Genomic DNA, 24629 nt, shown 5'->3' with positions numbered 1-24629 from the left:
CGCGCAGCTTAAGGGCAAGCCTGTGGCAGCTACAAGCTGCGCGATGAAAGCAGCCGCCTGTGACTTGCCGAAAAAAAGAAACCCCGCACGAGGCGGGGTTTCTTCATAGCGGGTGGGGCCGACTTACATCATGCCGCCCATACCGCCCATGCCGCCCATGTCTGGCATACCGCCGCCAGCTGGAGCGTCTTTCTTCGGTGCTTCGGCCACTGCCGCTTCGGTGGTCAGGATCAGACCGCCGATGGAGGAAGCTGCCTGCAGTGCCGAACGAGTCACCTTGGTTGGGTCCAGGATGCCCATTTCGATCATGTCGCCGTATTCGCCAGAAGCAGCGTTGTAACCGAAGTTACCCTTGCCGTTCTTGACTTCGTTGACCACGACGCTTGGCTCGTCACCGCTGTTGGCGGAGATCTGGCGCAGCGGTGCTTCAACAGCACGACGCAGAACAGCGATACCGACGTCCTGATCGGCGTTGTCGCCTTTCAGTTCGCTGATGGCTTGCAGGGCACGGATCAGTGCCACGCCACCGCCAGGGACCACGCCTTCTTCAACGGCTGCGCGGGTAGCGTGCAGGGCGTCTTCAACGCGGGCTTTCTTCTCTTTCATTTCAACTTCGGAACCGGCACCGACCTTGATCACAGCAACGCCGCCGGACAGCTTGGCCAGGCGCTCTTGCAGTTTTTCACGGTCGTAGTCGGAAGAAGTCTCGGCAACCTGGGCACGGATCTGGGCGATACGCGCTTCGATATCGCCTTGTACGCCAGCACCGTCGACGATGATGGTGTTTTCCTTGGACAGGGTCACGCGCTTGGCGCTGCCCAGGTGCTCCAGGGTGGTGCTTTCCAGGCTCAGGCCGATCTCTTCGGAGATCACGGTACCGCCGGTCAGGACAGCGATGTCCTGCAGCATGGCCTTGCGACGATCGCCGAAGCCCGGTGCCTTGACGGCAGCGACCTTGACGATACCGCGCATGTTGTTCACGACCAGGGTCGCCAGGGCTTCGCCTTCAACGTCTTCAGCCACGATCAGCAGTGGACGGCCGGCTTTGGCAACGGCTTCCAGGACTGGCAGCATTTCGCGGATGTTGGAGATCTTCTTGTCCACCAGCAGGATCAGCGGGCCATCCAGTTCGGCGACCATGGTGTCCGGCTTGTTGACGAAGTATGGGGACAGGTAGCCACGGTCGAACTGCATGCCTTCAACGACCGACAGTTCGTTTTCCAGGCCCGAGCCTTCTTCAACGGTGATCACGCCTTCTTTACCGACTTTTTCCATGGCCTCGGCAATGATGTCGCCGATGGAGCTGTCGGAGTTGGCGGAGATGGTACCTACCTGAGCGATGGCCTTGGTGTCAGCGCAAGGCTTGGACAGGGCCTTGAGCTCTTTGACGATGGCGATGGTCGCCTTGTCGATGCCACGCTTCAGGTCCATCGGGTTCATGCCGGCAGCGACAGCCTTCAGGCCTTCGTTGACGATCGACTGGGCCAGTACGGTGGCGGTGGTGGTACCGTCGCCGGCGTCATCGTTGGCACGGGAAGCAACGTCCTTGACCAGCTGCGCGCCCATGTTTTCGAAACGGTCTTCCAGCTCGATTTCCTTGGCAACGGAAACGCCGTCCTTGGTGATGGTCGGAGCGCCGAAGCTCTTCTCGATGATCACGTTACGGCCTTTCGGGCCCAGGGTCGCTTTTACCGCGTCAGCCAGGACGTTGACGCCTTTGAGCATTTTCTTGCGGGCGGAGTCGCCAAACAGAACTTCTTTAGCAGCCATGATCGTAATTCCTTGAATACTTTGTCGTAGCGGGAAAAATGAGCGGGAATCAGCCTTCGATAACGGCGAGAATCTCGTTCTCAGCCATTACCAGCAGGTCTTCGCCGTCTACTTTCACAGTGTTGCTGCCGGAGTAAGGGCCGAACACAACCTTGTCACCCACTTTCACGGCCAGCGCACGGACTTCACCGTTTTCCAGCACGCGGCCGGTACCTACAGCGAGAACTTCACCGTGGTTGGCTTTCTCGGCAGCCGAACCTGGCAGCACGATGCCGCCTGCGGTTTTCTTCTCTTCTTCGCTGCGACGGATGACGACGCGGTCATGCAGAGGACGAAGTTTCATTGTCGATCTCTCCTAATTATGGTTTTCAAGGGTCGATATCGATACCGACCTGTTTAGCAAATCCGGCGTTGCCGGTTGCGGCTCGCCAAGCGAACCGCGGAAAGACTGCCTGGCGATTGTCGCCAAAACCTTGCGGTGACCGTTACATAAGGTCACCAAAGGTGATTTCAAGGGCAGGGTGACGTTTTTTTTACCTGGCGCTGGCCGAAAGCGAACACGGCACCCGAAGGTGCCGTGTCGATGCAGTGACTATCAGGAGTCGCGGTGTTCGAACTCGCCTTCGATCACCTGGGGTTGCCGGTGATTGGCCGGCACCGGACCTGACGGACCACGAGCCTGCAGGTCGTCGGCGAAGGCCCGCTGACGGATGGCCTGTTCTTCGGCGCGTCGACGCATGCGGTCGGCCAGCAGGCGGCGGGTCATGGGCAGCAGCAGGACCAGGCCGATGATGTCGCTGATAAATCCCGGCAGCAGCATCAGGCCGCCGCCCAGCGCCAGCATCAGGCCTTCGAGCATGGTCTGGGCCGGCAACTCGCCACGGCTCAGGCTTTCCCGGGCCCGCAATGCCGTGGCGATACCCGCGACCCGCAGGACCAGCACACCCAGCATCGAACCGAGAATGATCAGCGCCAGGGCCGGGAAAAACCCGATCGCGGTGCTGACCTGGAAAAACACATACAGCTCTAGCACCGGAAACAGCAGAAAGAGCAATAGAAAAGCGCGCATCAAATGGTTCCTCTACGGAAGAATGCCTTCCACTTCACCTTAGATGACGTCGACAATCCGTGAATTCAAGCTGAAGCCGCCGGCTTTTTTGGCCAATGCTGCGCGTGAGCCAGGGAAACCAAGGCCTCGCGAACTTGTATCGGCGTGTTGCAAGGCGTTTCAAAGGGCAACCAGTACAGCGCCTGGCCGATGCGCAAGTGCATGCCCTCGGTGTCGATACCCGCCAGTTGCGCCGGCACCGCATCCGGCAGGCCGGACAGCGCGACGTAGTGGGCGATGGCCTTGGCATGGTCGCTGTTCATGTGCTCGACCATGCTCGCCTCGGCCTTGCCCGCGAAGGGATTGGCCAGGGTGACCTGATCCAGCCAGTGGATCGCGCCGAAACCGCCGATGTAGCGGTGGCGCACCGGCTTGAGCACCCAGAAGTCGAAGTCATGGGCCTGGTGGTAATTGCGCGAGTCGGGGAAGTAGCGGTAGTAGCGCTCGGCCGCCGCCTCGATCGCCAGGGGATCGCTGAGCTTTTCGGCCTCGGCCAGGTAGGTCAGTCGACCGACCGCCTGGACGTCCTCGGCTTCGCGCTCGCCCACCAGCAGGGAACATCTGGGATCCTTCTGCAGGTTGTGGGTGTGCTGGGCGATCCGGCTGATCAGGATCAGCGCCCGTCCCTGGTCGTCAAGGCAATAAGGCACCACGGAGCCAAACGGGAAACCGGGCATGGCCTTGGAGTGCGTGGACAACACCCCCCGGTACTCCTTGAGCAGCAGCTCGCGGGCATTCTTGGTCACTTCAACGCTCACCTTTTGACTCCTTGTGCAGAAACCGTTCGTACAGAAACCGTCGACAGGCCTTGAGGCTTGCGAATGAAAATCGTAACGCAGCCCAACCTGGGCGTCGAGGCGCGGAAAACGACAAGGCACAGGAGGATTCCGGATAAAATGGGCAAAGACCTCAGGATTGCCTCCGATGACTGAAGACAGTACCGCCGAGAGCCCCGCGCAGATGCGCCGCACCGCCCTGTACCTGACCCTGGCGCAAGTTCCCGAAGGCCAGGTGGTGACTTATGGCCAGCTTGCCGAACTGGCCGGCTTGGGGCGCGCCGCACGCTGGGTGGGGCGAACCCTGAGCCAGTTGCCCGCCGACACACGCCTGCCCTGGCACCGGGTATTGGGTGCCGGCGGTCGGATCAGTTTGCCCGCCGGCAGCCCTTCCGGTGACGAACAACGCGCCCGGCTGCGGACTGAGGGCCTGAGCATTCTGAACAATCGCGTCGATATCAAGCGCCATGGCTGGCGCCCGATAGAGCACAGCGGTTAGAGTGCGCGCTTTGTTTCCGTTAACCTGAGGCAGATTCCAGCCCATGCCCCGTAAAACCTGGCGCGCCGCGCTCGCCGCTTATGCCAGCCCCTCGACACTCGTACTGTTGCTGCTCGGTTTCGCCGCCGGTCTGCCTTATATGTTGGTGTTTTCCACGCTTTCCGTCTGGCTGCGTGAAGCCGGCGTAGCCCGCGAAACCATCGGTTATGCCAGCCTGATCGGCCTGGCCTATGCCTTCAAATGGGTCTGGTCGCCCCTGCTCGACCAGTGGCGCCTGCCGCTGCTCGGCAAACTGGGACGGCGTCGTTCCTGGTTGGTGCTGGCGCAGACCCTGATCGTCCTCGGATTGATCGGCATGGGCTTCTGCGATCCACAGAAGCATCTGTCCTGGCTGATCGCCATCGCTGTCCTCGTGGCCTTCGCCTCCGCCACCCAGGACATCGCGGTGGACGCCTATCGCCTGGAAATCGCCAACGAGAGCCAGCAGGCCGCCCTGGCCGCCAGCTATATGTCGGGTTATCGGGTCGCCGCCCTGCTGGCCACCGCCGGTGCGCTGTTTATCGCCGAAGGCTTCGGCTCCACCGGTTTCAGCTACAAGCATTCGGCCTGGACCGGCACTTATGTGCTGTTCGGCCTGCTGATGATCCCAGCGCTGCTCACCACCTTCTTCATGCGCGAACCGCCGGTGCCGCTGCGCACCCAGCTCTCCGCCGGACGCTACAGCTTCGTGCACCAACTGGCCTCGGTCTTCGTGCTGATCATCCTGCTGGTCTCGGTCCCGGCGATGTTCACCCAGCTCTACAACACCGATTTCGCCAGCGTGCTGTTCCAAGGCCGCAGCATGCTCGACCTGCTGCTGAAAGACCGTGCCTTCCTGCGCGCCATCCTCTACACCCTGCTCACCACCCTCTGCCTGTCGAGCATGGGCCGCCGCGGCCTGGCACCGGTGCTGACGCCGGTCAACGACTTCATCGTCCGCTATCGCTGGCAGGCCCTGCTGTTGCTGGGGTTGATCGCCACCTACCGGATGTCGGACACGGTCATGGGGGTAATGGCCAACGTCTTCTATATCGACCAGGGCTTCACCAAGGACCAGATCGCCGGGGTCAGCAAGATCTTCGGCCTGATCATGACCCTGCTGGGGGCCGGCGTGGGCGGCCTGCTGATCGTGCGCTTCGGCATCCTGCCAATCCTGTTCATCGGCGGCGCGGCCTCGTCGGCGACCAACCTGATGTTCATGCTGCTGGCTGACATGGGCCCGAACCTCAAGATGCTGATCGTCACCATCTCCCTGGACAACTTCAGTTCCGGCATGGCGACCTCGGCCTTCGTCGCCTACCTGTCGAGCCTGACCAACCTGAAGTTCTCCGCCACCCAGTACGCCCTGCTCAGCTCGATCATGCTGCTGTTGCCGCGCCTGATCGGCGGTTATTCCGGCGTGATGGTGGAAAAGTTCGGCTACCACACGTTCTTCATCATCACTACTCTGATAGGCATACCGACCTTGATCCTGATTGCCCTGCACTGGTTTCAATCCAGTCGTGGCGAAGGCTCGGAACCCGAGGCTGTCGGCGAAGAAAGCCCGTAGACAAAGGACGCCGCCGCCCTTCCCCCGGGCGGCGCGGCGACACGCCTGTACGTCGCCGGATCCCCCCCGTACAATGCCCAGTCATTTCAGTCATCAGCAAGCGACAACGGCCAACCATGCGCACCAGTCAATATTTGCTCGCCACACAGAAAGAAACGCCTTCCGACGCGGTCGTGATCAGCCACCAGCTGATGCTGCGCGCCGGGATGATCCGCAAACTCGCTTCCGGCCTGTACACCTGGCTGCCCATGGGCCTGCGCGTGATGCGCAAGGTCGAAGCCATCGTTCGCGAGGAAATGGACGCGGCCGGCGCCCTGGAAGTACTGATGCCCGGTATCCAGCCGGCTGAACTGTGGCAGGAATCCGGTCGCTGGGAACAGTACGGCCCCGAGCTGCTGCGCCTGAAAGATCGCCACGACCGCGACTTCTGCGCAGGCCCGACCCACGAAGAAGTGATCACCGATCTGTGCCGCAACGAGCTGAGCAGCTACAAGCAGCTGCCGATCAACCTGTACCAGATCCAGACCAAGTTCCGTGACGAAATCCGTCCACGCTTCGGCCTGATGCGCGGTCGCGAGTTCATCATGAAGGACGCCTACTCCTTCCACGCCGACCAGGCCTCGCTGCAGATCACCTACGACCGCATGCACCAGGCGTACTGCAACATCTTTACCCGCCTGGGCCTGAGGTTCCGTCCGGTGGAAGCGGACAACGGCTCCATCGGCGGCGCCGGCTCCCATGAATTCCACGTGCTGGCCGAGTCCGGCGAAGACGATATCGTCTTCAGCAACGGCTCCGACTATGCGGCGAACATCGAGAAAGCCGAAGCCGTGCCACGGGAAACCTCGCGCCCCGCGCCGAGCGAAGCGCTGCGCCTGGTCGACACCCCTGACGCGAAAACCATTGCGCAGCTGGTCGAAGGCTACAACCTGCCGATCGAAAAGACCGTCAAGACCCTGATCGTCCACGCCGAAGAAGCAGGCAAGCTGATTGCCCTGATCATCCGTGGCGATCACGACCTCAACGAAATCAAGGCCGCCAACCAGCCCGGCGTTGCCAGCCCACTGGTCATGGCTTCCGACGCCGAACTGCGTGACGCCATCGGCGCCGGCGCCGGTTCCCTCGGCCCGTTGAACCTGCCGCTGCCGATCATCATCGACCGTTCGGTCGAGCTGATGAGCGACTTCAGTATCGGCGCCAATATCGACGACAAGCACTACTTCGGCGTCAACTGGGAACGCGACCTGCCGGTCCCGACCGTGGCTGACCTGCGCAACGTCGTGGCCGGCGATCCGAGCCCGGACGGCAAGGGCACCCTGGAAATCAAGCGCGGCATCGAAGTCGGCCACATCTTCCAGCTGGGCACCAAGTACAGCGAAGCGATGAAGTGCCAGGTGCTGGGCGAAAACGGCAAGCCGGTGACCCTGACCATGGGCTGCTACGGTATCGGCGTTTCCCGTGTGGTCGCCGCCGCCATCGAGCAGAACAACGACGACAACGGGATCATCTGGAGCGACTCCCTGGCACCGTTCCAGATCGCCCTGGTACCGCTGCGCTATGAAACCGAACTGGTTCGCGAAGCCACCGACAAGCTCTACGCCGAACTGACGGCCGCCGGCTTCGAAGTGCTGCTGGACGACCGCGACAAGAAAACCAGCCCGGGCATCAAGTTCGCGGACATGGAGCTGATCGGCATCCCCCATCGGATCGTGGTCAGCGACCGCGGCCTGGCCGAAGGCAACCTGGAATACAAGAGCCGCACCGAGGCCGAGGCGCAAGCCCTGCCGGTCGCCGAGGTGCTGGCGTTCCTTCAGGCCCGTATCCGTCGCTGAGCCCAGATAGAGAGCCCATGTTCAATCGAAGTACCTTAGCCCTCGGGGGCGCCGCCTTGTGCGGCGCCCTGCTGGTCAGCGGCTGCGCCAACCAGATGTCACAACGCAGCGAGCATGAGGAGCGCGTGGAGCGCAAACTGCTCGCCCACAGCCTGCAGATCGATGTCGGCGAGCCCAAGGTCCTTGAGCTGCCGCAACGTCGCGTGCGCATTCACGAGCAGAAGACGTTCGAAGTCACCGAGTTCGACGTTACCCGTCTCTATGAGCGCTATACGCCTTACCAGGGCTGGCGCAAGGTCTATGAAATGCCGCTGGGTGCCATGGCACTGCTCGCCGGTGTCGGTGCCAACGTGGCGAATATCTTTGCCCTTGGCCACCTGCCGGACAGCATCACCCATGGCTGGATCAAGGACGGACTCGACGGCGTCAACCCGTTCATGAACGTCGAGTCCGGCGGTCGTGCCCAGCAGAACCTGACCGCGGTCGAGGAAGTCCAGCGCGACAAGCGCATGGAATACTCAAGCCTGCCGTGGTCTGAACGGCCGGTGGAGGTTCTCACCGGCAAGCAGAGCTCGGAACTGACCACCGACCGCCAGGGTGTGTTGCGCCTCAACCTGCTGGACAGCCCCTTTGCCGAGCAGGATCTGAGTCGCATCGGCAAGCTGGAGATCCGCGTGGAAGATGCCCAGGGCGAAGTCCATTCGGATTCGAGCCTGACCCTCAGCAGCACGCTGCGCGGCAAGCTGCTGGAGGCCCACGACCTGATCTACAACGACCTGGAGGGCGACGACGTCAACCAATGGGTGCATCGGGTCAAACGCCTGTCACAGCTGGGGCTGGAGGAAGAAGCCAGCGAACTGGAACAGAGCCTGATCGAACTGACCCGCAACGATCCCGAGTTGCAACGTGAGTTTCTCAAGACCCTGACCAGAAAAGCCGGACGACTGGTGGCAGATCCTGGCGCCAATTGAGTTCCCGGGTGAAACGCAGAACCTGTAGGAGCGCCGGTCGACGCTCCTACAGGGTTCGCGGCGTATTCAAGAAAGCGAACGCCAGGCTGAACGCCTCAGCGGCTGAACAACTCCAGTTGTTCGTGCCCACCGCGCAAATCCTGCAAACGCACACCGATCCCCAGCAAGCGCACCGGCCTTTCCCCTCGGGCAAAGGCCTGGCTCAGCAACTGCCGATAACTCTCCAGATCCCGCCCGGCCCCGGCCTGCTCCAGAGTCGTCTGGGTAAAGTCGTGGAACTTCACTTTGACGAACGGCTTGCCGGGTCGATAGCTGCTGTCGAGTCGGGCAATGCGCTCGGCGAGGCTGTCCATCAGCTCGGGTAGTTTTTCCAGGCAACTGGCAAGGTCCGGCAGGTCGGCATCGTAGGTATGTTCGACACTCACCGACTGCCGCCGACTGTCGTTATGTACCAGCCGTTCATCGATGCCCCGGGCCAGCCCCCACAGGCGCTCGCCAAAACTGCCGAACTCGCGGACCAGCGCCAACTTGCTCCACTCGCGCAGTTGCAGGCAATCGACGATCCCCAACCGCCCGAGCTTCTCCGCCGTGACCTTGCCGACCCCATGCAACTTGCTGACCGGCAAGCCGGCGACGAAATCCTCCACCTGGTCCGGCGTGATCACAAACAGGCCATTGGGCTTTTTCCAGTCACTGGCGATCTTGGCCAGGAACTTGTTGGGAGCCACCCCGGCGGAGACGGTGATATGCAACTGTTTCGACACCCGGCGCCGGATGTCCTGGGCGATACGCGTCGCGCTGCCGGCAAAGTGCGGACTGTCGGATACATCCAGGTAGGCCTCGTCCAGGGACAAGGGCTCGATCAGGTCGGTGTAGTCGCGAAAGATCGCCTGAATATCCTTCGATGCCTCCTTATAGGCCTCCATCCGCGGCTTGACGATGAGTAGGTCCGGACACAGGCTCAAGGCATGGCGTGACGACATCGCCGAACGCACCCCAAAGGCCCGCGCTTCGTAATTGCAGGTCGCGATCACCCCACGCCGATCCGCCGAACCGCCCACCGCCATGGGTTTGCCGACCAGGCTCGGGTTATCACGCATCTCGATGGCGGCGTAGAAGCAATCACAGTCGACGTGGATGATTTTGCGTTGCGTCATGAAATCAGGCGTTCATTCAGGGAGCGGAAACGGTACAAGCCAGCAGTATCTCACCGACACCTGTATATAGCACCAGTAGTTTGAATCTTCTTCCTAACCTGTAGGAAATAGCACTTCTGAATTTAATTTCTCAATCGAAAAACATTCGCCAATAGAGCTGAAAGCCTTGCCCGGCATAGCCCAGAGCCTTGCTGCAGCGCTCGCCTTGAGCGCTAAGCATTTGAACAATAAAGGGGTTTTCTCAAATAAGGTTTGACAGCGCGGCGTTTCCCTGTAACATAAGCCCTATCAGACGCGGGATGGAGCAGCCTGGTAGCTCGTCGGGCTCATAACCCGAAGGTCGTCGGTTCAAATCCGGCTCCCGCAACCAAACATCAGAAAAGGCTGCTCGAAAGAGTGGCCTTTTTTGTATCCGCCGAAAAAACTTTCATGCAAAACACCGCAGGGCCGATCGAACCCTCGACGAATACCGGAGTCAATGGCTGCACAGGCTAAGCTGAGTTCGCAACAAATCCTCTACAAACTGCCCCGGGGCGTGGGTCGCCGTACAACGGCCAGACACGTTAATATTTGCACTTATTTTGTCCATAGGGATTGGTAACTTGGCTGGATACCCCCATCCTGTCGCGCACAATCCTCGAGGTGATTGATGCGCGCCAACTCGTCCGAACCACACGATGCTGTCACAGCGACACACCCGATCACCGCCACCCGTCTGCGTTGGCTGGATCTGCTGAGCAAGTACCGGCAATCCGTCGGCCTGGCCGTCACCCTGTTTCTGTTCGCCATCGCCTTGATTGCCTGTCGCCACCTGTTGATCGAACTCGACCTGGACGCCCTGCACGATTCGATTCTCAGCGTGCCCAAGCCAGCCCTGGGCGGTGCGTTGGCGGCAACCGCCATCGGCTTCGTTGTCCTGCTGGGCTATGAATGGTCCGCCAGCCGCTACGCCGATGTGAAGCTGCCGGGGCGCACCCTGGCACTCGGCGGCTTCACCGCCTTTGCCATCGGCAACGCCATCGGCCTGTCGCTGCTGTCCGGCGGTTCGGTGCGCTACCGACTCTATGCCCGCCATGGCCTGGGGGCCGCAGAAGTCGCGCGGATGACCCTGTTCGCCAGCCTGTCGCTGGGTTGCGCCCTGCCACCGCTGGCTGCCCTGGCAACCCTGAGCAACCTGCCCGCGGCGTCCGCAGCCCTGCACCTGCCCGCCTACCTCCTGGGCGGCATTGCCATGGCCGTGCTGGCCCTGATGGCCCTGCTGGCGCTCGGCATCTACCGCCGTCACCTGCCGGAGCAGCCGATCAAGGACAACCTGCTGGTCAAGGTCGGGCGTCGCACCCTGCGCCTGCCCAGCGCCCGCCTGACCCTGCTGCAACTGGTGATTACCGCCCTGGACGTGGCGGCCGCCGCGACCGTGCTCTATCTGCTGCTGCCCGAGGCACCGCCGTTCGGCGCGTTCCTGCTGGTGTACCTGCTGGCCCTGGCCGCCGGCGTGCTGAGCCATGTACCTGGCGGTGTCGGCGTATTCGAAGCCATTCTGCTGGCGGCCTTCGCCAATGAACTGGGCGCGGCACCGCTGGCCGCCGCACTGCTGCTCTATCGCCTGATCTATGTGCTGTTGCCGTTGCTGCTGGCCTGCCTGGCCCTGCTGAGCACGGAAGCCCAGCGCCTGATAACCACCCGGCAAAGCATGCGCGTCGCCTCGGGCTTCGCGGCGCCGATCCTGGCGGTGCTGGTGTTCCTGTCCGGCGTGGTCCTGCTGTTCTCCGGCGCGACCCCGGAAATCGACACCCGCTTGGAAGGCATCGACTTCCTGGTACCGGATCGCCTGATCGACGCCTCGCACTTCGGCGCCAGCCTGGTGGGCGTGTTGTGCCTGCTGCTGGCCCAGGGCCTGCGTCGCCGCCTATCCGCCGCCTGGATGCTGACCATGACCTTGCTGCTGGTGGGCGCCCTGCTCTCCCTGCTCAAGGGCTTCGACTGGGAAGAAGCCAGCATGCTGACGGCCACCGCCTGCCTGCTGGGGATTTTCCGGCGCTCCTTCTATCGCCCCAGCCGCCTCACCGAACTGCCGTTCTCGCCGCTCTACCTGGTGGCCAGCCTCTGCGTGCTCGGGGCCTCGGTCTGGTTGCTGCTGTTCGCTTACCAGGATGTGCCCTACAGCCACGAGCTCTGGTGGCAGTTTGCGCTGGATGGCGATGCACCCCGTGGCCTGCGCTCGCTGCTGGGGGCAGCCGTGGTGCTGGTCGTCGTTTCGCTGACCTGGCTGCTGCGTACGGCACGCCCGGTGATTCACCAGCCCACGCCCGAGGAAATGGAGCGTGCGCTCAAGGTCCTGATGGCCTCGGACCAGCCTGACGGCGGCCTGGCCCTGACCGGTGACAAAGCCTTCCTGTTCCACCCCAGCGACAGCGCCTTCCTGATGTACGCCCGTCGCGGCCGCAGCCTGGTGGCGCTCTACGATCCGATCGGGCCGGCCCGCCAGCGCGCCGAGCTGATCTGGCAGTTCCGCGACCTGTGCGACACCCATCATGCCCGCCCGGTGTTCTATCAGGTACGTGCCGAGAACCTGCCGTACTACATGGACATCGGCCTGACCGCCATCAAGCTCGGCGAAGAAGCCCGGGTCGACCTGCATCGCTTTGACCTGGAGTCCAAGGGCAAGGAGATGAAGGACCTGCGCTACACCTGGAACCGAGGCAGCCGCGACGGCCTGTCGCTGGAGATCTACGAACCGGGGCAGGCCCCGCTGGATGAACTCAAGGTCATCTCCGACGCCTGGCTCACTGGCAAGAACGTGCGCGAGAAAGGTTTCTCCCTGGGCCGCTTCAGCCCCGAGTACATCAACCACTTCCGCATCGCGATCATCCACTTCGAGGGCCGCCCGGTGGCGTTCGCCAACCTGCTCGAGACCCACAGCCATGAACTGGCCAGTCTCGACCTGATGCGCGCGCACCCCGAAGCCCCCAAGCTGACCATGGAGTTCTTGATGGTCGGCCTGATTCAGCATTATAAGGCTCACGGATACGCGCGCTTCAGCCTGGGCATGGTGCCGCTGTCGGGCCTGCAACCGCGGCGTGGCGCTCCCTTGACCCAGCGCCTGGGCTCGATGGTGTTCCAGCGTGGCGAGCAGCTCTACAACTTCCAGGGCCTGCGTCGCTTCAAGGACAAGTTCCAGCCTGACTGGGAACCCCGTTACATGGCCGTGCCGGCAGGACTCGATCCGCTGGTCGCACTGGCCGATACCGCCGCCCTGATTGCGGGCGGCCTGACTGGATTGGTGAAACGCTGATGATTCGACGCTCCTGGCGATTTTTACTGGTAATCGTGCTGCTCCTGGCTGCGCTCGCGGGAGGCGGCTACTGGTTCTGGAACCGCCCCGCGCCGGAACCCACCCTTGAACACCTGAGCCAGGCCGACGGTTCCACCCTGACCCGCCTGATCCCGGGCACCACGCCCAAGGCCCAGGTGGTGGTGGCGACCCTCGCCGAAGACGCCCTGAGCGACAAGCAATTGTCCGCCCTGAGCCGTGGCGGCGCGGCGCAGATCGTCCAGGTGATCCTGCCCAAGGATAACTGCGTGCTGCAGCAGAAAGCCCTGGACAGCGCCCTGCAACAGCTTAAGGGTCAGGCGACCCTGGTCAGCGGCATCGGCCCGGGCGCGTCCCTGGCCTGGAACTGGCTGGCGGCCCAGACCGACGACAAGGCCCAGGCCATCTCGGTGGGCTTCGTGCTCGAGCAAGAGGGTTGCACCACCCCGGTACCCAAGACCGCCGCCCACGGCCACTGGCTGGTGGCCTGGAACGACGGCCCGGATGATCCGAGCGCGGCGTTCGTGCGCGACCAGCCCAACGCCGAAACCAGCATCAGCGACTATGACGTGCACCTGCCCCAGGTGCTGAACAACGAACTGCGCAAGATGCTGGTGGGTTCGGACAATGGCGGCCTGGCCATTCCCGTGGTGGAAGTCCCGGCGGGCCAGACCACCGACACCGTCACCCTGTTCCTCTCCGGCGACGGCGGCTGGCGCGACCTGGACCGCGACGTGGCGGGGGAAATGGCGAAGATCGGCTACCCGGTGGTGGGCATCGACACCCTGCGTTACTACTGGCAGCACAAGAGCCCGGAGCAGAGTGCCACCGACCTGACCGAACTGATGCAGCACTACCGGCAGAAGTGGGGCACCAAGCGTTTCGTCCTGACCGGCTACTCCTTCGGTGCCGACGTACTACCGGCGATCTACAACCGCATGCCGGCAGCCGAACAGCAGCGGGTCGACGCGATCATCCTGCTGGCGTTCGCCCGCAGCGGCAGTTTCGAGATCCATGTTGACGGCTGGCTGGGCAAGGCCGGCATGGAGCTCGATACCGGTCCGGACATGGCCAAGCTGCCGGCGGCCAAAGTGTTGTGCATCTACGGGCAGGACGAAGTGAAGGAAAGTGGTTGCACCACCACGACCGCGGTGGGTGAAAGCCTCAAGTTGCCAGGGGGTCATCACTTCGACGAGAACTACCCGGCGCTGGCCAAGCGCCTGGTGGATGCGATACAGAAGCGTCAGGGTAAAAGCGAGTGATGCGAGCCCTGTAGGAGCGCCGGTCGACGCTCGATTGCCAGCGATGGCGGTGGTGAATCCAGCATCGTAATCGCCAGCAAGCCGGCTCCTACAGCACGGTGTTTCAGCGCAAATACCGTCCAACCAGCCCCAAAGAAAAAGCCCCCGCTGCCGCAAGGCAACGGGGGCTTTTTCATGCCCGGGACTGTCAGATCTCGACCTGCGTCCCCAGCTCGATCACCCGGTTCACCGGCAGCTTGAAGAAACGCAGGCTACCGTTGGCATTCTTCAGCATGAAGGCGAACAGGTTCTCCCGCCAACGCGCCATCCCGACGATCTTCGAAGCGACCACCGTCTCGCGGCTGAGGAAATAGGTGGTGCGCATCGGGCTGAAATCCAGCTCATCCAGATGGCACAATTTCAGCGCCTGGGGAATATCCGGCTCATCGATGAAGCCGAAGTGCAGGATGACCCGGAAGAAGCCCGTCCCATAGGAAGCCACCTCGAACCGCCGTTGTGCCGGCACCCGTGGAATATCCTCGTAGACCACCGTCAACAACACCACCTGCTCATGCAGCACCTGGTTGTGCAACAAGTTGTGCAACAAGGCATGGGGCACCGCATCCGGCCGACCGGTGAGGAACACCGCCGTACCCTGCACCCGGTGGGGCGGCTGCACCCGAATGCTCTCGATAAAGATCGGCAACGGCAGGGCCCCTTCGTCCAGGCGGTCCACCACCAGCTCCTTGCCGCGTTTCCAGGTGGTCATGAGGATAAACAGCACGATCCCCGCCAGTACCGGAAAGGCACCGCCCTGGACGATCTTGGGCACGTTGGCGGCGAAGAACAGCCCGTCCACCAGCAGGAAGCCCACCAGGATCGGCACGGTCAGGATCGGCGACCATTTCCACAGCAGCAGCATCACCGCCGCCACCAGGATACTGGTGATCAGCATGGTCCCGGTCACCGCCACGCCGTAGGCCGAGGCCAGGGCGTTGGACGAACCGAACCCGATCACCAGCAGGACCACACCGACCATCAGGGTCCAGTTTACCGCGCCGATGTAGATCTGCCCCTGCTCGGCACTGGAGGTGTGCTGGGTATACATGCGCGGGATGTAGCCCAACTGGATCGCCTGGCGAGTCAGGGAGAACGCCCCGGAGATCACCGCCTGGGAAGCGATCACCGTCGCCAGGGTCGATAGCACCACCAGCGGAATCAGCGCCCAGCCCGGCGCCAGCAGATAGAAGGGGTTGCGCGCGGCATCCGGGTTTTCCAGCAGCAAGGCGCCCTGGCCGAAGTAGTTCAGGACCAGCGCCGGCAGCACCAGGGCGAACCAGGCGCGGGCAATCGGCTTGCGCCCGAAGTGGCCCATGTCGGCGTACAAGGCTTCGGCACCGGTCAACGCCAGTACCACCGCCCCCAGGATCGCCACACCCACGCCCGGGTGGGTGGTGAAGAAGCGCACGCACCACATCGGGTTCAACGCACTCAGCACTTCAGGGCGCAGGGAAATACCGTAGGCCCCCATGACCCCCAGTACCACGAACCACGCCACCATTACCGGCCCGAACAGCTTGCCGATACTCGCGGTACCGTGCTTCTGGATCAGGAACAATCCCACCAGCACCACCAATGACAGCGGTACCACCCAGTGCTCCAGCCCGTCGAAGGCGATTTCCAGGCCCTCGACCGCCGAAAGGACCGAAATCGCCGGGGTGATCATGCTGTCACCGTAGAACAGCGCCGCACCGATCAGCCCGAGAATCACCAGCACCGACTGCAATTTCGGGTAGGACGCCGAGGCCCGCCGCGCCAGCGCGGTCAAGGCCATGATCCCGCCTTCGCCCTGGTTGTCGGCACGCAGGATGAACAACACGTACTTGATCGCAACCACCCAGACCAGCGACCAGAAGATCAGCGCCAGAATCCCCAGGACACCGTCTGGGCTGACCTGCACCCCGTAACCGCCAGTGAACACCTCCTTGAGGGTGTATAACGGGCTGGTGCCGATGTCGCCGTACACCACCCCTACCGCCGCTACCAGCATACCCAACGGCTTTGCCGTCGAGTGCCCCTGCCCCTCACTCACTGCGTGACCACCCATCAACTACTCCTACACCCCGGACCAAGGCTTCTTTCAAGAAGCACTATGCTTTTTTTTGCAGCATGCGCTGTTTTTCTTACAGTTGCCGACGATTTACAAGTCATCGGTTATTTTGAAACAAAAAATGACAGCATCTCGCATTGGCGCGAAGCATAGCGCAGCACTCGTCGCATTTCCCCGCATAAAGCTGGTCAAGTGCCTCAGCCATCGCTAGAATTGCGCACTTTTTGATCAGAGGCGCGCCAGCGCCCAAGCGATGCCCTTGCCCCAAGCGGCTCGACACCCTATACCGAGGTTAGACATGTCCACCCCTACCGCGCCAGCCAACCCGAAGGTCGGCTTCGTATCCCTGGGTTGCCCGAAAGCTCTGGTCGACTCCGAGCGCATCCTGACGCAACTGCGCATGGAAGGCTATGATGTGGTGTCCACCTACCAGGACGCCGATGTCGTGGTGGTCAACACCTGCGGCTTTATCGACAGCGCCAAGGCCGAGTCCCTGGAAGTGATCGGCGAAGCCATCAAGGAAAACGGCAAGGTGATCGTCACCGGCTGCATGGGCGTCGAGGAAGGCAACATCCGCGACGTGCACCCCAGCGTACTGGCCGTGACCGGCCCGCAGCAGTACGAGCAGGTGGTCAGCGCCGTGCACGAAGTCGTACCGCCGCGCCAGGACCACAACCCGCTGATCGACCTGGTACCGCCACAGGGCATCAAGCTGACGCCACGCCACTACGCGTACCTGAAGATTTCCGAAGGCTGCAACCACAGCTGCAGCTTCTGCATCATCCCGTCGATGCGCGGCAAGCTGGTCAGCCGTCCGGTGGGCGACGTTCTCGACGAAGCCCAGCGCCTGGTCAAGTCCGGGGTCAAGGAGCTGCTGGTGATCTCCCAGGACACCAGCGCCTACGGCGTCGACGTGAAGTACCGCACCGGCTTCTGGAACGGCGCGCCGGTGAAGACCCGCATGACCGAGCTGTGCGAAGCCCTCGCCACCCTGGGCGTGTGGGTGCGCCTGCACTACGTCTACCCGTACCCGCATGTCGACGAGCTGATCCCGCTGATGGCCGCCGGCAAGATCCTGCCGTACCTGGACATCCCGTTCCAGCACGCCAGCCCGAAAGTGCTCAAGTCGATGAAACGCCCGGCGTTCGAAGACAAGACCCTGGCGCGGATCAAGAACTGGCGCGAAATCTGCCCGGACCTGATCATCCGTTCGACCTTCATCGTCGGTTTCCCCGGCGAAACCGAGGAAGACTTCCAGTACCTGCTCGACTGGCTGACCGAAGCCCAGCTCGACCGCGTCGGCTGCTTCCAGTACTCGCCGGTCGAAGGCGCGCCAGCCAACGACCTGGGCCTGGACGTGGTCCCGGATGACGTCAAGCAGGAGCGCTGGGAGCGCTTCATGGCCCATCAGCAGGCCATCAGCAGCGCCCGCCTGCAACTGCGCATCGGCCGCGACATCGAAGTGCTGATCGACGAGGTCGACGAACAAGGCGCGGTCGGTCGTTGCTTCTTCGACGCCCCGGAAATCGACGGCAACGTGTTCATCGACGGCGCCGGCGACCTCAAGCCCGGCGACAAGGTCTGGTGCCGCGTCACCGATGCCGACGAATACGACCTGTGGGCTGAAACGATCTAAGCGCTGAAAAAACCTGAAAAGCCCCGCCCTTTCAACGAGATGCGGGGCTTTTTTCCGTCTATAGTCTGGCTCATGAATAACAACGACAGCGACGCAAGGAGCCTGCTGCATGCGCCAGCTCACGGTCATCCACACCCCCAAGCCCGGCGACTACCCGGAACTGGCCCGTCTCTGGGAAGCCTCGGTGCGCGCCACCCATGATTTCCTGCCGGACAGCTACATCGAACTGTTGAAGAACATGCTGCTGACCCATTACCTGGATGCGGTCATGCTGATCTGTACCCGCGACTCACGCCAACGCATCACCGGGTTCGCCGGGGTTGCGGCGGGCAAGATCGAAATGCTCTTCATCGACCCGAAAGAGCGTGGCAAAGGCCTGGGCAAGCAGTTGCTCAGCTATGCCATCGAGCACCTGAATGCCGACGAACTGGACGTCAACGAACAGAACCCCCAGGCGATCGGTTTCTATTTCAAGCAGGGCTTCGAGGTCATCGGTCGGTCGGAGAAGGATGGCATGGGCCAACCGTACCCTTTGCTGCATCTGCGCCTGAAACGCTGAGTGCGACAAATGTTGCCGGGCTTAACCGGCGCCAGGCAGGTACAATAGCCGCCCCCCTTTTTTACGGCCGCCGTCATGTCTGAACCCATTCGCCTCTCCAAACGCCTGATCGAACTGGTCGGCTGCTCCCGTCGGGAGGCCGAACTGTTCATCGAAGGCGGCTGGGTCACGGTCGATGGCGAAGTCATCGACGAACCGCAGTACAAGGTCGCGGCCCAGAAAGTCGAACTGGACCCCGAGGCCAAGGCCACCGCGCCGGAACCGGTCACCCTGCTGCTGCACCAACCGGCCGGCCTCGACCTCGACAGCGCGCTGCAACTGCTGCGTGCCGATACGCTCAGCGAGGAGCACCGCTATGGTAAGCGCCCGCTCAAGGGGCACTTCCTGCGCCTGACCGCGGGCGCCGACCTGCAAGCCGGTGCCAGCGGCCTGGTGGTGTTCACCCAGGACTGGAAAATCCTGCGCAAGCTCACCGCCGACGCCGCCAAGATCGAGCAGGAATATGTGGTGGAGGTCAGTGGCGACATCGTCGAGCACGGCCTCAACCGCCTGAGCCATGGCCTGACCTACAAGGGCCGCGAGCTGCCTGCAGTGAAAGCAAGCTGGCAGAACGAGAACCGCCTGCGTTTCGCGATGAAAAATCCGCAACCGGGGGTGATCGCGCTGTTTTGCCAGGCCGTCGGGCTCAAGGTCGTGGCCATCCGCCGGATCCGTATCGGTGGCGTTTCCATCGGCAAGGTGCCCGTGGGCCAATGGCGCTATCTGTCGGCCAAGGAAAAATTCTAACCCCTTTCAACGTCGCGCCAGACGCGCGGCGCCCACCTCTTACGGATGGCTCACATGATTCACAACGATGTACTGCGCAGCGTGCGCTACATGCTCGACATCAGCGACAGCAAGGTCGTCGAGATCATCAAGTTGACCGGCTTCGAAGTGAGCAAGGCGGCTATCGTCACCTACCTGAAAAAGGATGAGGAAGAGGGCTTCGTGCATTGCCCGGACGAAGTGATGGCGCATTTCCTCGACGGTCTGGTGATCTTCAAGCGCGGCAAGGACGAAAGCCGGCCGGCGTTGCCGATCGAGCTGCCGGTGACCAACAACATCATCCTGAAGAAACTGCGGGTCGCCTTCGAACTGAAGGAAGACGACATGCACGCCATTCTCAAGGCCGCCGAGTTCCCGGTGTCCAAGCCCGAGCTGAGCGCGCTGTTCCGCAAGTTCGGCCACACCAACTACCGTCCCTGCGGCGACCAGCTGTTGCGCAACTTCCTCAAGGGCCTGACGCTGCGCGTTCGCGGCTGATCCGCATCGGCGTGCATGGCGCATCATTGCGCCGCCCAATAGTGGCTCCGCTTTTGACACCTGGCGGCTAGGGTATGGAGACCTTTTCGCACTCAGGATTCGCCATGCACCCTTACTTCTCCCTGCAAGGCCGCACCGCACTGGTGACCGGCGGTACCCGCGGTATCGGCAAGATGATCGCCAAGGCCTTTGTCGAGGCCGGTGCCCAGGTCTACGTCTGCGCCCGGGATGCCCAGGCCTGCCAGCAGACCGCCGAGGAACTCGGCGCCCTGGGCCATTGCCAGGCCCTGGCCGCCAACCTGGCGACAGAGGAAGGCGTGCAGGCCTTGGCGACGCGCCTGGGTGAGCAGATCGATCGGCTGGATATCCTGGTCAACAACGCCGGCACCACCTGGGGCGCCCCGCTGGAAAGCTATCCGGTGAAAGGCTGGGAGAAGGTCATGCAACTGAACGTGACCTCGGTCTTCAATTGCATCCAGCAGTTCCTGCCATTGCTGCGCAAGGCCGGTTCGGCGGCGAACCCGGCCAGGATCATCAATATCGGTTCGGTGGCGGGGATTTCGTCATTCGGCGAAGAGGCCTATGCCTACGGCCCGAGCAAAGCCGCCCTGCATCAGTTGTCACGGATCCTGGCGCGGGAACTGGTCAGCCAGCACATCAACGTCAATGTGATTGCGCCGGGACGCTTCCCGAGCAAGATGACCCAGCACATCGGCAACGACGAGCAGGCGCTGGCCGAGGATACGGCCTTGATTCCCATGCAGCGCTGGGGGCGCGAGGAGGAAATGGCGGCGCTGGCGATCAGTTTGGCGAGTACCGCCGGGGCCTATATGACCGGAAATATCATCCCGTTGGATGGTGGGTTCAGCCTGTAACTATAGGAACTGCTGAGGGCTAACTTGTGGCGAGTGGGCTTGCCCACGCTCGACTGCGAAGCAGTCGTAAAACCCATCACCTCGGTCTACCTGATAGACCGAGTTCGCCGGTTTTAGGGGCGCTTCGCACCCCAGCGCGGCGGTGCGGCGTTCCGACAAGCCCGCTCGCCACAGATGTCAATTCCCCAGGAGTACCGGGCTCAGATCCCGGCCCGCAGCACGCTCTCGGGCAACGCCTCACCGCGCTCGACACAGGCCGCCACGGTCTCGATCAGCTCATCCAGCTCATACCCCTGCGCCGCCAGCCATTGCGGATCGTAGTAGGTGGTGGCGTAACGCTCGCCGCCGTCGCACAGGATCGCCACGATCGAGCCACTCTCCCCCGCCTCGACCATCTGCCGCGCCGCCATCAACGCGCCGATCAGGTTGGTGCCGCTGGATCCCCCGACCCGACGCCCCAGGTGCTGCGCCAGATAGTGCATGGCCGCCAGGGACAAGGCATCCGGCACCTTGACCATGGCATCGATCACCGTGGGCAGGAACGACGCCTCAACCCGCGGACGCCCGATCCCTTCGATCCGCGAACCGCAGTCCAGGCGCAGCCCGGCATCGCCGGTCTGGTAGAAATCGAAGAACACCGAACGCTCGGCATCGGCGCACAACACCCGGGTGCAATGCTGGCGATAACGCACATAGCGACCGAGGGTCGCCGTGGTCCCACCGGTACCGGGACTGGAAATCAACCAGCTCGGTTCCGGGTGACGCTCGAAACGCAGTTGCTGGAAAATCGACTCGGCGATGTTGTTGTTCGCCCGCCAGTCCGTGGCCCGCTCGGCATAGGTGAACTGATCCATGAAATGACCGCCGCTCTCCCGGGCCAGGCGCTCGGACTCGGCATAGATCTGCGTCGGATCCTCCACCAGGTGGCTCTTGCCGCCGTAGAAGGCGATCTGCGCGATCTTTTCCTGGGAGGTGGTGGCCGGCATCACCGCGATAAAGGGCAAACCCAGCAGGCGCGCGAAGTAGGCTTCGGAAATTGCCGTCGAGCCGCTGGACGCCTCGATCACCGGCGCTCCCGGATGCAGCCAGCCATTACACAGCGCATAGAGGAACAGCGAACGCGCCAGGCGGTGCTTCAGGCTGCCGGTCGGATGGCTGGATTCGTCCTTGAAGTACAGCTCGATGCCCGGCAGGCCCGGTAGCGGCAACGGGATCAAGTGGGTATCGGCACTGCGCTGGAAGTCGGCTTCAATGATCCGGATGGCTTCCCGGGCCCACTGTCGGTTGTCGATCATGATGGATTACTCGTCTTGGAACGGATGTGCTCGAAAACACTGACGGCTGGCTGCGCCACTGGCCCATGGCCAAACCGTTGGAGGATAAAGAAAGATCGGGTCTCTGACAGGCCCCACCGCGGTCATCCCCTCACTATAGGAAGTTTCCTACGCAGCGCACAGATACAGTGAAGACGCATTTAGACACATAACTGCTAGGCTCTTTGCCATCCACCCCTCAAGCACCCGCTTATAACAAAAAAGAATATAATTTTTGTTTTAACAACTAACAGTACGGGTTAGGGTGTCCTACCTTTTGCATTCACCGATGGAGAGCGACCTTGCCTCTGCGTAGCACTTTCACCCGTTTCTTTCAGTTGGAAGCTGCCAGCGGTCTGCTATTGATTGCCGCTGCAGCCCTGGCCCTGATCATCAACAACTCGCCGCTGTCGCACCTCTACGGCGGCCTGCTGGATGTGCCGGTGGTGGCTCAGGTCGGCGCCCTGAAAATCGCCAAGCCCTTGCTGCTGTGGATCAACGACGGCCTGATGGCACTGTTCTTCCTGCTGATTGGCCTGGAGGTCAAGCGCGAGCTCCTCGAAGGCCACCTGTCCAAGCCGTCCCAGGTCGTGCTGCCGGGCGCGGCGGCCATCGGCGGCATGGTGGTACCGGCGCTGATCTACTGGTTCCTGAACCGTGACAATCCGGCGGCCCTCGGCGGCTGGGCGATTCCCATGGCCACCGACATCGCCTTCGCCCTCGGCGTACTGGCCTTGCTCGGCAAGCGTGTGCCGGTGTCGCTGAAACTGTTCCTGATGACCCTGGCGATCATCGATGACCTGGGCGCGATCATCGTCATCGCGATCTTCTACTCCCATGAACTGTCGACGCTGTCGCTGATACTGGCGGGGGCCTGCCTGGTGGCGCTGATCGCGATGAATCGCCTGGGCGTGGTCAAGCTCGGGCCCTATCTGGTGATCGGCCTGATTCTCTGGGTCTGCGTGCTCAAGAGTGGTGTGCACGCCACGCTGGCCGGCGTGGCCCTGGCGTTCTGTATCCCGTTGCGCACCCGCAACGCCGAAAGCTCGCCGCTGCTGAGCCTGGAGCATGCGCTGCATCCCTGGGTGGCGTTCGGCATCCTGCCGCTGTTCGCCTTTGCCAATGCCGGCGTCTCCCTGGCCGGTGTGCAGTTGGAAAGCTTTACCCATCACGTGCCGATGGGCATCGCCGCGGGCCTGCTGATCGGCAAGACGGTCGGTGTCTTCGGCCTGACCTGGCTGGCGGTCAAGGCCGGTCTGGCGGCGCTGCCGAACGGGGCCAACTGGGGGCAACTGTTCGGCGTGGCGATCCTGTGCGGGATAGGTTTCACCATGAGCCTGTTCGTCGGCTCCCTGGCCTTTATTCCGGGCAGCAGCGACTACGCGGGCATGGACCGCATGGGAATTCTCACCGGCTCGATCCTGGCGGCACTGATCGGCTATGCCGTGACGGCGGCGGCCAGTCGCAAATCCAGCACGACCTGAAGGTCGGTTGCTACAAGGTTCGTAGCGACCTCCAGGCCAGCAACACAAAAAAAAGAAAACCCCGACCAGTTCCCTGGCCGGGGTTTTCTTTTGACAGCGGAAAGTGAAATCAGTGGGTCACGCGGCTGGTGCCGCCAACGGTGGCAATACGCACGCGCTCGCCAACCCGGAAGATTTCGTTCGGTTGCACTTCTTGAACATAGGCACGCATGCTGCCGTCATCTTCACGAACGGTGATTTCAACACCCTGGGCACTGGTGAGGCCTTTTTCAGCCATGTTACCCAGCACGCCACCGGCCACCGCACCGGCCACCGCGGTCACGATACTGCCACGGCCACCGCCGATCGCGCTGCCGCCGACACCACCGATAATTGCACCGGCACCGGCACCGATTGGCGAGTTGGTACCTTCGATTTTCACCGGACGCAGCGACTCGATGGTGCCCATGCGGATGGTCTGGACGCGACGCGCTTCGTCACGGGAATAGGAGTCGCCCGTCAGGCTGCTGGCGCAACCACCCAACAGCATGGCCATCGTGGAGAAGGAAGCAATCAACAAAACAGACTTACGCATAGGATCAACTCCATAGGATATGACTTTAATTAAACTCCGCAGCTTGATCCCTGTCACGGCAGCGCACGGATAAAATGGTTTTCATTCAGCACCCGTACAGCCACGGTGCCCAAATGAGCGGGGATATAGGGTAGCGCGATTTCGATCCGCCTGCCCGGGCTGCCCAGCAGTTGAAACAATCAGCGACAACTGAATCGCTACGACAACCACCGCAACCGGCCAAGAACCAACGACATGGACTACTTCATCATCGCAATCGCTACGGCAGCCGGACTGTATTTCCACGGCTGGCTGTATATCAGGATCAGACGTTGGACGGACCGCGATCTGGCGTTATCGCTAGCGGGAGACAACGAATTACACAAAAAGTTCATGCTCGAACGCCTGACTGCGGCCAGGGAGCAGAAGATCAAGCGCCGGGACTTGCAGCAATGGCTTGAGGCCGCGGCTGCAGGTTATCCGGATCAGGGCCTGGACAAGGATTTGCCAGGGAGGGATCAGGCGAACGCTCTTGCAACGCCGCC

At 62.3% G+C, this 24629-nt stretch carries 20 protein-coding genes, 1 tRNA gene and 1 pseudogene; 14 read left to right on the top strand and 8 right to left on the bottom strand.

What is annotated here, in order from left to right:
* Positions 1-123: 123 nt before the first annotated feature.
* From groL to UCMB321_RS06810, 4 genes are all read right to left on the bottom strand, one after another.
* Positions 124-1770 carry a chaperonin GroEL gene (gene groL / locus UCMB321_RS06825; protein ID WP_040064829.1) on the bottom strand — a complete coding sequence of 549 codons (1647 nt, stop codon included), beginning with the start codon at positions 1768-1770 and terminating at the stop codon, positions 124-126.
* Positions 1771-1819: 49 nt separating this feature from the next.
* Complete coding sequence (locus tag UCMB321_RS06820) at positions 1820-2113, bottom strand: co-chaperone GroES (RefSeq protein WP_040064828.1); 294 nt, start codon at positions 2111-2113, stop codon at positions 1820-1822.
* A 252-nt stretch (positions 2114-2365) separates the two neighbouring features.
* On the bottom strand, positions 2366-2839 hold the full coding sequence (locus UCMB321_RS06815; protein WP_040064827.1) for an FxsA family protein: 474 nt from the start codon (positions 2837-2839) through the stop codon (positions 2366-2368).
* A gap of 65 nt (positions 2840-2904) precedes the next feature.
* Positions 2905-3636: a HugZ family pyridoxamine 5'-phosphate oxidase gene (locus UCMB321_RS06810; RefSeq protein WP_040064826.1), complete on the bottom strand. Its 732-nt coding sequence runs from the start codon at positions 3634-3636 to the stop codon at positions 2905-2907.
* 166 nt (positions 3637-3802) lie between these two features.
* Between UCMB321_RS06810 and UCMB321_RS06805 the strand changes: the two genes are divergently transcribed.
* The 4 genes from UCMB321_RS06805 to UCMB321_RS06790 all read left to right on the top strand — a co-directional run bounded on the left by UCMB321_RS06805 (position 3803) and on the right by UCMB321_RS06790 (position 8544).
* Entirely contained in the window at positions 3803-4153 is a 351-nt protein-coding gene (locus tag UCMB321_RS06805; protein WP_040064825.1) for an MGMT family protein, read from the top strand.
* Between the two features lie 43 nt (positions 4154-4196).
* Positions 4197-5741, top strand: a complete 1545-nt coding sequence (locus UCMB321_RS06800; RefSeq protein WP_040064824.1) for an AmpG family muropeptide MFS transporter — start codon at positions 4197-4199, stop codon at positions 5739-5741.
* Positions 5742-5857: 116 nt separating this feature from the next.
* Positions 5858-7573, top strand: a complete 1716-nt coding sequence (locus UCMB321_RS06795) for a proline--tRNA ligase (RefSeq protein WP_040064823.1) — start codon at positions 5858-5860, stop codon at positions 7571-7573.
* Positions 7574-7590: 17 nt separating this feature from the next.
* Positions 7591-8544 (top strand): hypothetical protein, encoded by a 954-nt coding sequence (locus UCMB321_RS06790; protein ID WP_040064822.1) that lies wholly within the window; start codon positions 7591-7593, stop codon positions 8542-8544.
* A gap of 95 nt (positions 8545-8639) precedes the next feature.
* Here the strand turns inward: UCMB321_RS06790 and dinB are convergent, their stop codons facing one another.
* On the bottom strand, positions 8640-9701 hold the full coding sequence (gene dinB / locus UCMB321_RS06785; RefSeq protein WP_040064821.1) for a DNA polymerase IV: 1062 nt from the start codon (positions 9699-9701) through the stop codon (positions 8640-8642).
* Between the two features lie 293 nt (positions 9702-9994).
* Here dinB and UCMB321_RS06780 point away from each other — a divergent pair.
* The 3 genes from UCMB321_RS06780 (at position 9995) to UCMB321_RS06770 (ending at position 14273) form a co-directional block, all read left to right on the top strand.
* A tRNA-Met gene (locus UCMB321_RS06780) sits at positions 9995-10071 on the top strand.
* A 279-nt stretch (positions 10072-10350) separates the two neighbouring features.
* The gene (gene mprF, locus UCMB321_RS06775) at positions 10351-12993 is read left to right on the top strand and encodes a bifunctional lysylphosphatidylglycerol flippase/synthetase MprF (protein WP_040064820.1); all 2643 of its coding nucleotides are present in this window, start codon (positions 10351-10353) and stop codon (positions 12991-12993) included.
* Positions 12993-14273, top strand: a complete 1281-nt coding sequence (locus UCMB321_RS06770) for a virulence factor family protein (RefSeq protein ID WP_040064819.1) — start codon at positions 12993-12995, stop codon at positions 14271-14273. The genes mprF and UCMB321_RS06770 overlap by 1 nt, the downstream gene beginning before the upstream one ends.
* Before the next feature lie 187 nt (positions 14274-14460).
* On the opposite strand, the gene UCMB321_RS06765 is transcribed toward UCMB321_RS06770, so the two are convergent.
* Entirely contained in the window at positions 14461-16359 is a 1899-nt protein-coding gene (locus UCMB321_RS06765; protein ID WP_040064818.1) for a potassium transporter Kup, read from the bottom strand.
* A gap of 301 nt (positions 16360-16660) precedes the next feature.
* Here UCMB321_RS06765 and rimO point away from each other — a divergent pair, with 301 nt between their 5' ends.
* The 5 genes from rimO (at position 16661) to UCMB321_RS06740 (ending at position 20734) form a co-directional block, all read left to right on the top strand.
* Entirely contained in the window at positions 16661-17998 is a 1338-nt protein-coding gene (rimO, locus tag UCMB321_RS06760; protein ID WP_040064817.1) for a 30S ribosomal protein S12 methylthiotransferase RimO, read from the top strand.
* A gap of 109 nt (positions 17999-18107) precedes the next feature.
* Entirely contained in the window at positions 18108-18557 is a 450-nt protein-coding gene (locus tag UCMB321_RS06755) for a GNAT family N-acetyltransferase (protein ID WP_040064816.1), read from the top strand.
* A 75-nt stretch (positions 18558-18632) separates the two neighbouring features.
* Positions 18633-19343 (top strand): rRNA pseudouridine synthase, encoded by a 711-nt coding sequence (locus UCMB321_RS06750; protein WP_040064815.1) that lies wholly within the window; start codon positions 18633-18635, stop codon positions 19341-19343.
* A 54-nt stretch (positions 19344-19397) separates the two neighbouring features.
* Positions 19398-19859 carry a YehS family protein gene (locus tag UCMB321_RS06745; protein WP_040064814.1) on the top strand — a complete coding sequence of 154 codons (462 nt, stop codon included), beginning with the start codon at positions 19398-19400 and terminating at the stop codon, positions 19857-19859.
* A gap of 104 nt (positions 19860-19963) precedes the next feature.
* Positions 19964-20734 carry an SDR family oxidoreductase gene (locus tag UCMB321_RS06740; protein ID WP_040064813.1) on the top strand — a complete coding sequence of 257 codons (771 nt, stop codon included), beginning with the start codon at positions 19964-19966 and terminating at the stop codon, positions 20732-20734.
* Between the two features lie 200 nt (positions 20735-20934).
* On the opposite strand, the gene UCMB321_RS06735 is transcribed toward UCMB321_RS06740, so the two are convergent.
* On the bottom strand, positions 20935-22032 hold the full coding sequence (locus UCMB321_RS06735; protein ID WP_209437134.1) for a PLP-dependent cysteine synthase family protein: 1098 nt from the start codon (positions 22030-22032) through the stop codon (positions 20935-20937).
* Between the two features lie 317 nt (positions 22033-22349).
* On the opposite strand from UCMB321_RS06735, the gene nhaA reads away from it, so the two are divergent.
* Complete coding sequence (nhaA, locus tag UCMB321_RS06730) at positions 22350-23531, top strand: Na+/H+ antiporter NhaA (protein WP_040064811.1); 1182 nt, start codon at positions 22350-22352, stop codon at positions 23529-23531.
* Positions 23532-23640: 109 nt separating this feature from the next.
* Here nhaA and UCMB321_RS06725 read toward each other — a convergent pair whose 3' ends face one another.
* On the bottom strand, positions 23641-24105 hold the full coding sequence (locus UCMB321_RS06725) for an outer membrane lipoprotein (protein WP_040064810.1): 465 nt from the start codon (positions 24103-24105) through the stop codon (positions 23641-23643).
* 234 nt (positions 24106-24339) lie between these two features.
* Between UCMB321_RS06725 and UCMB321_RS06720 the strand changes: the two are divergent.
* Positions 24340-24573 (top strand): annotated as a pseudogene (locus UCMB321_RS06720) (hypothetical protein); the annotation flags it as partial.
* Positions 24574-24629: the final 56 nt, after the last annotated feature.

The organism is Pseudomonas batumici (genome assembly GCF_000820515.1).
GTDB classification, from domain to species: domain Bacteria; phylum Pseudomonadota; class Gammaproteobacteria; order Pseudomonadales; family Pseudomonadaceae; genus Aquipseudomonas; species Aquipseudomonas batumici.
The sequence above is the reverse complement of the archived record's forward strand: the minus strand, read 5'-3'. Positions and strand labels throughout refer to the sequence as shown.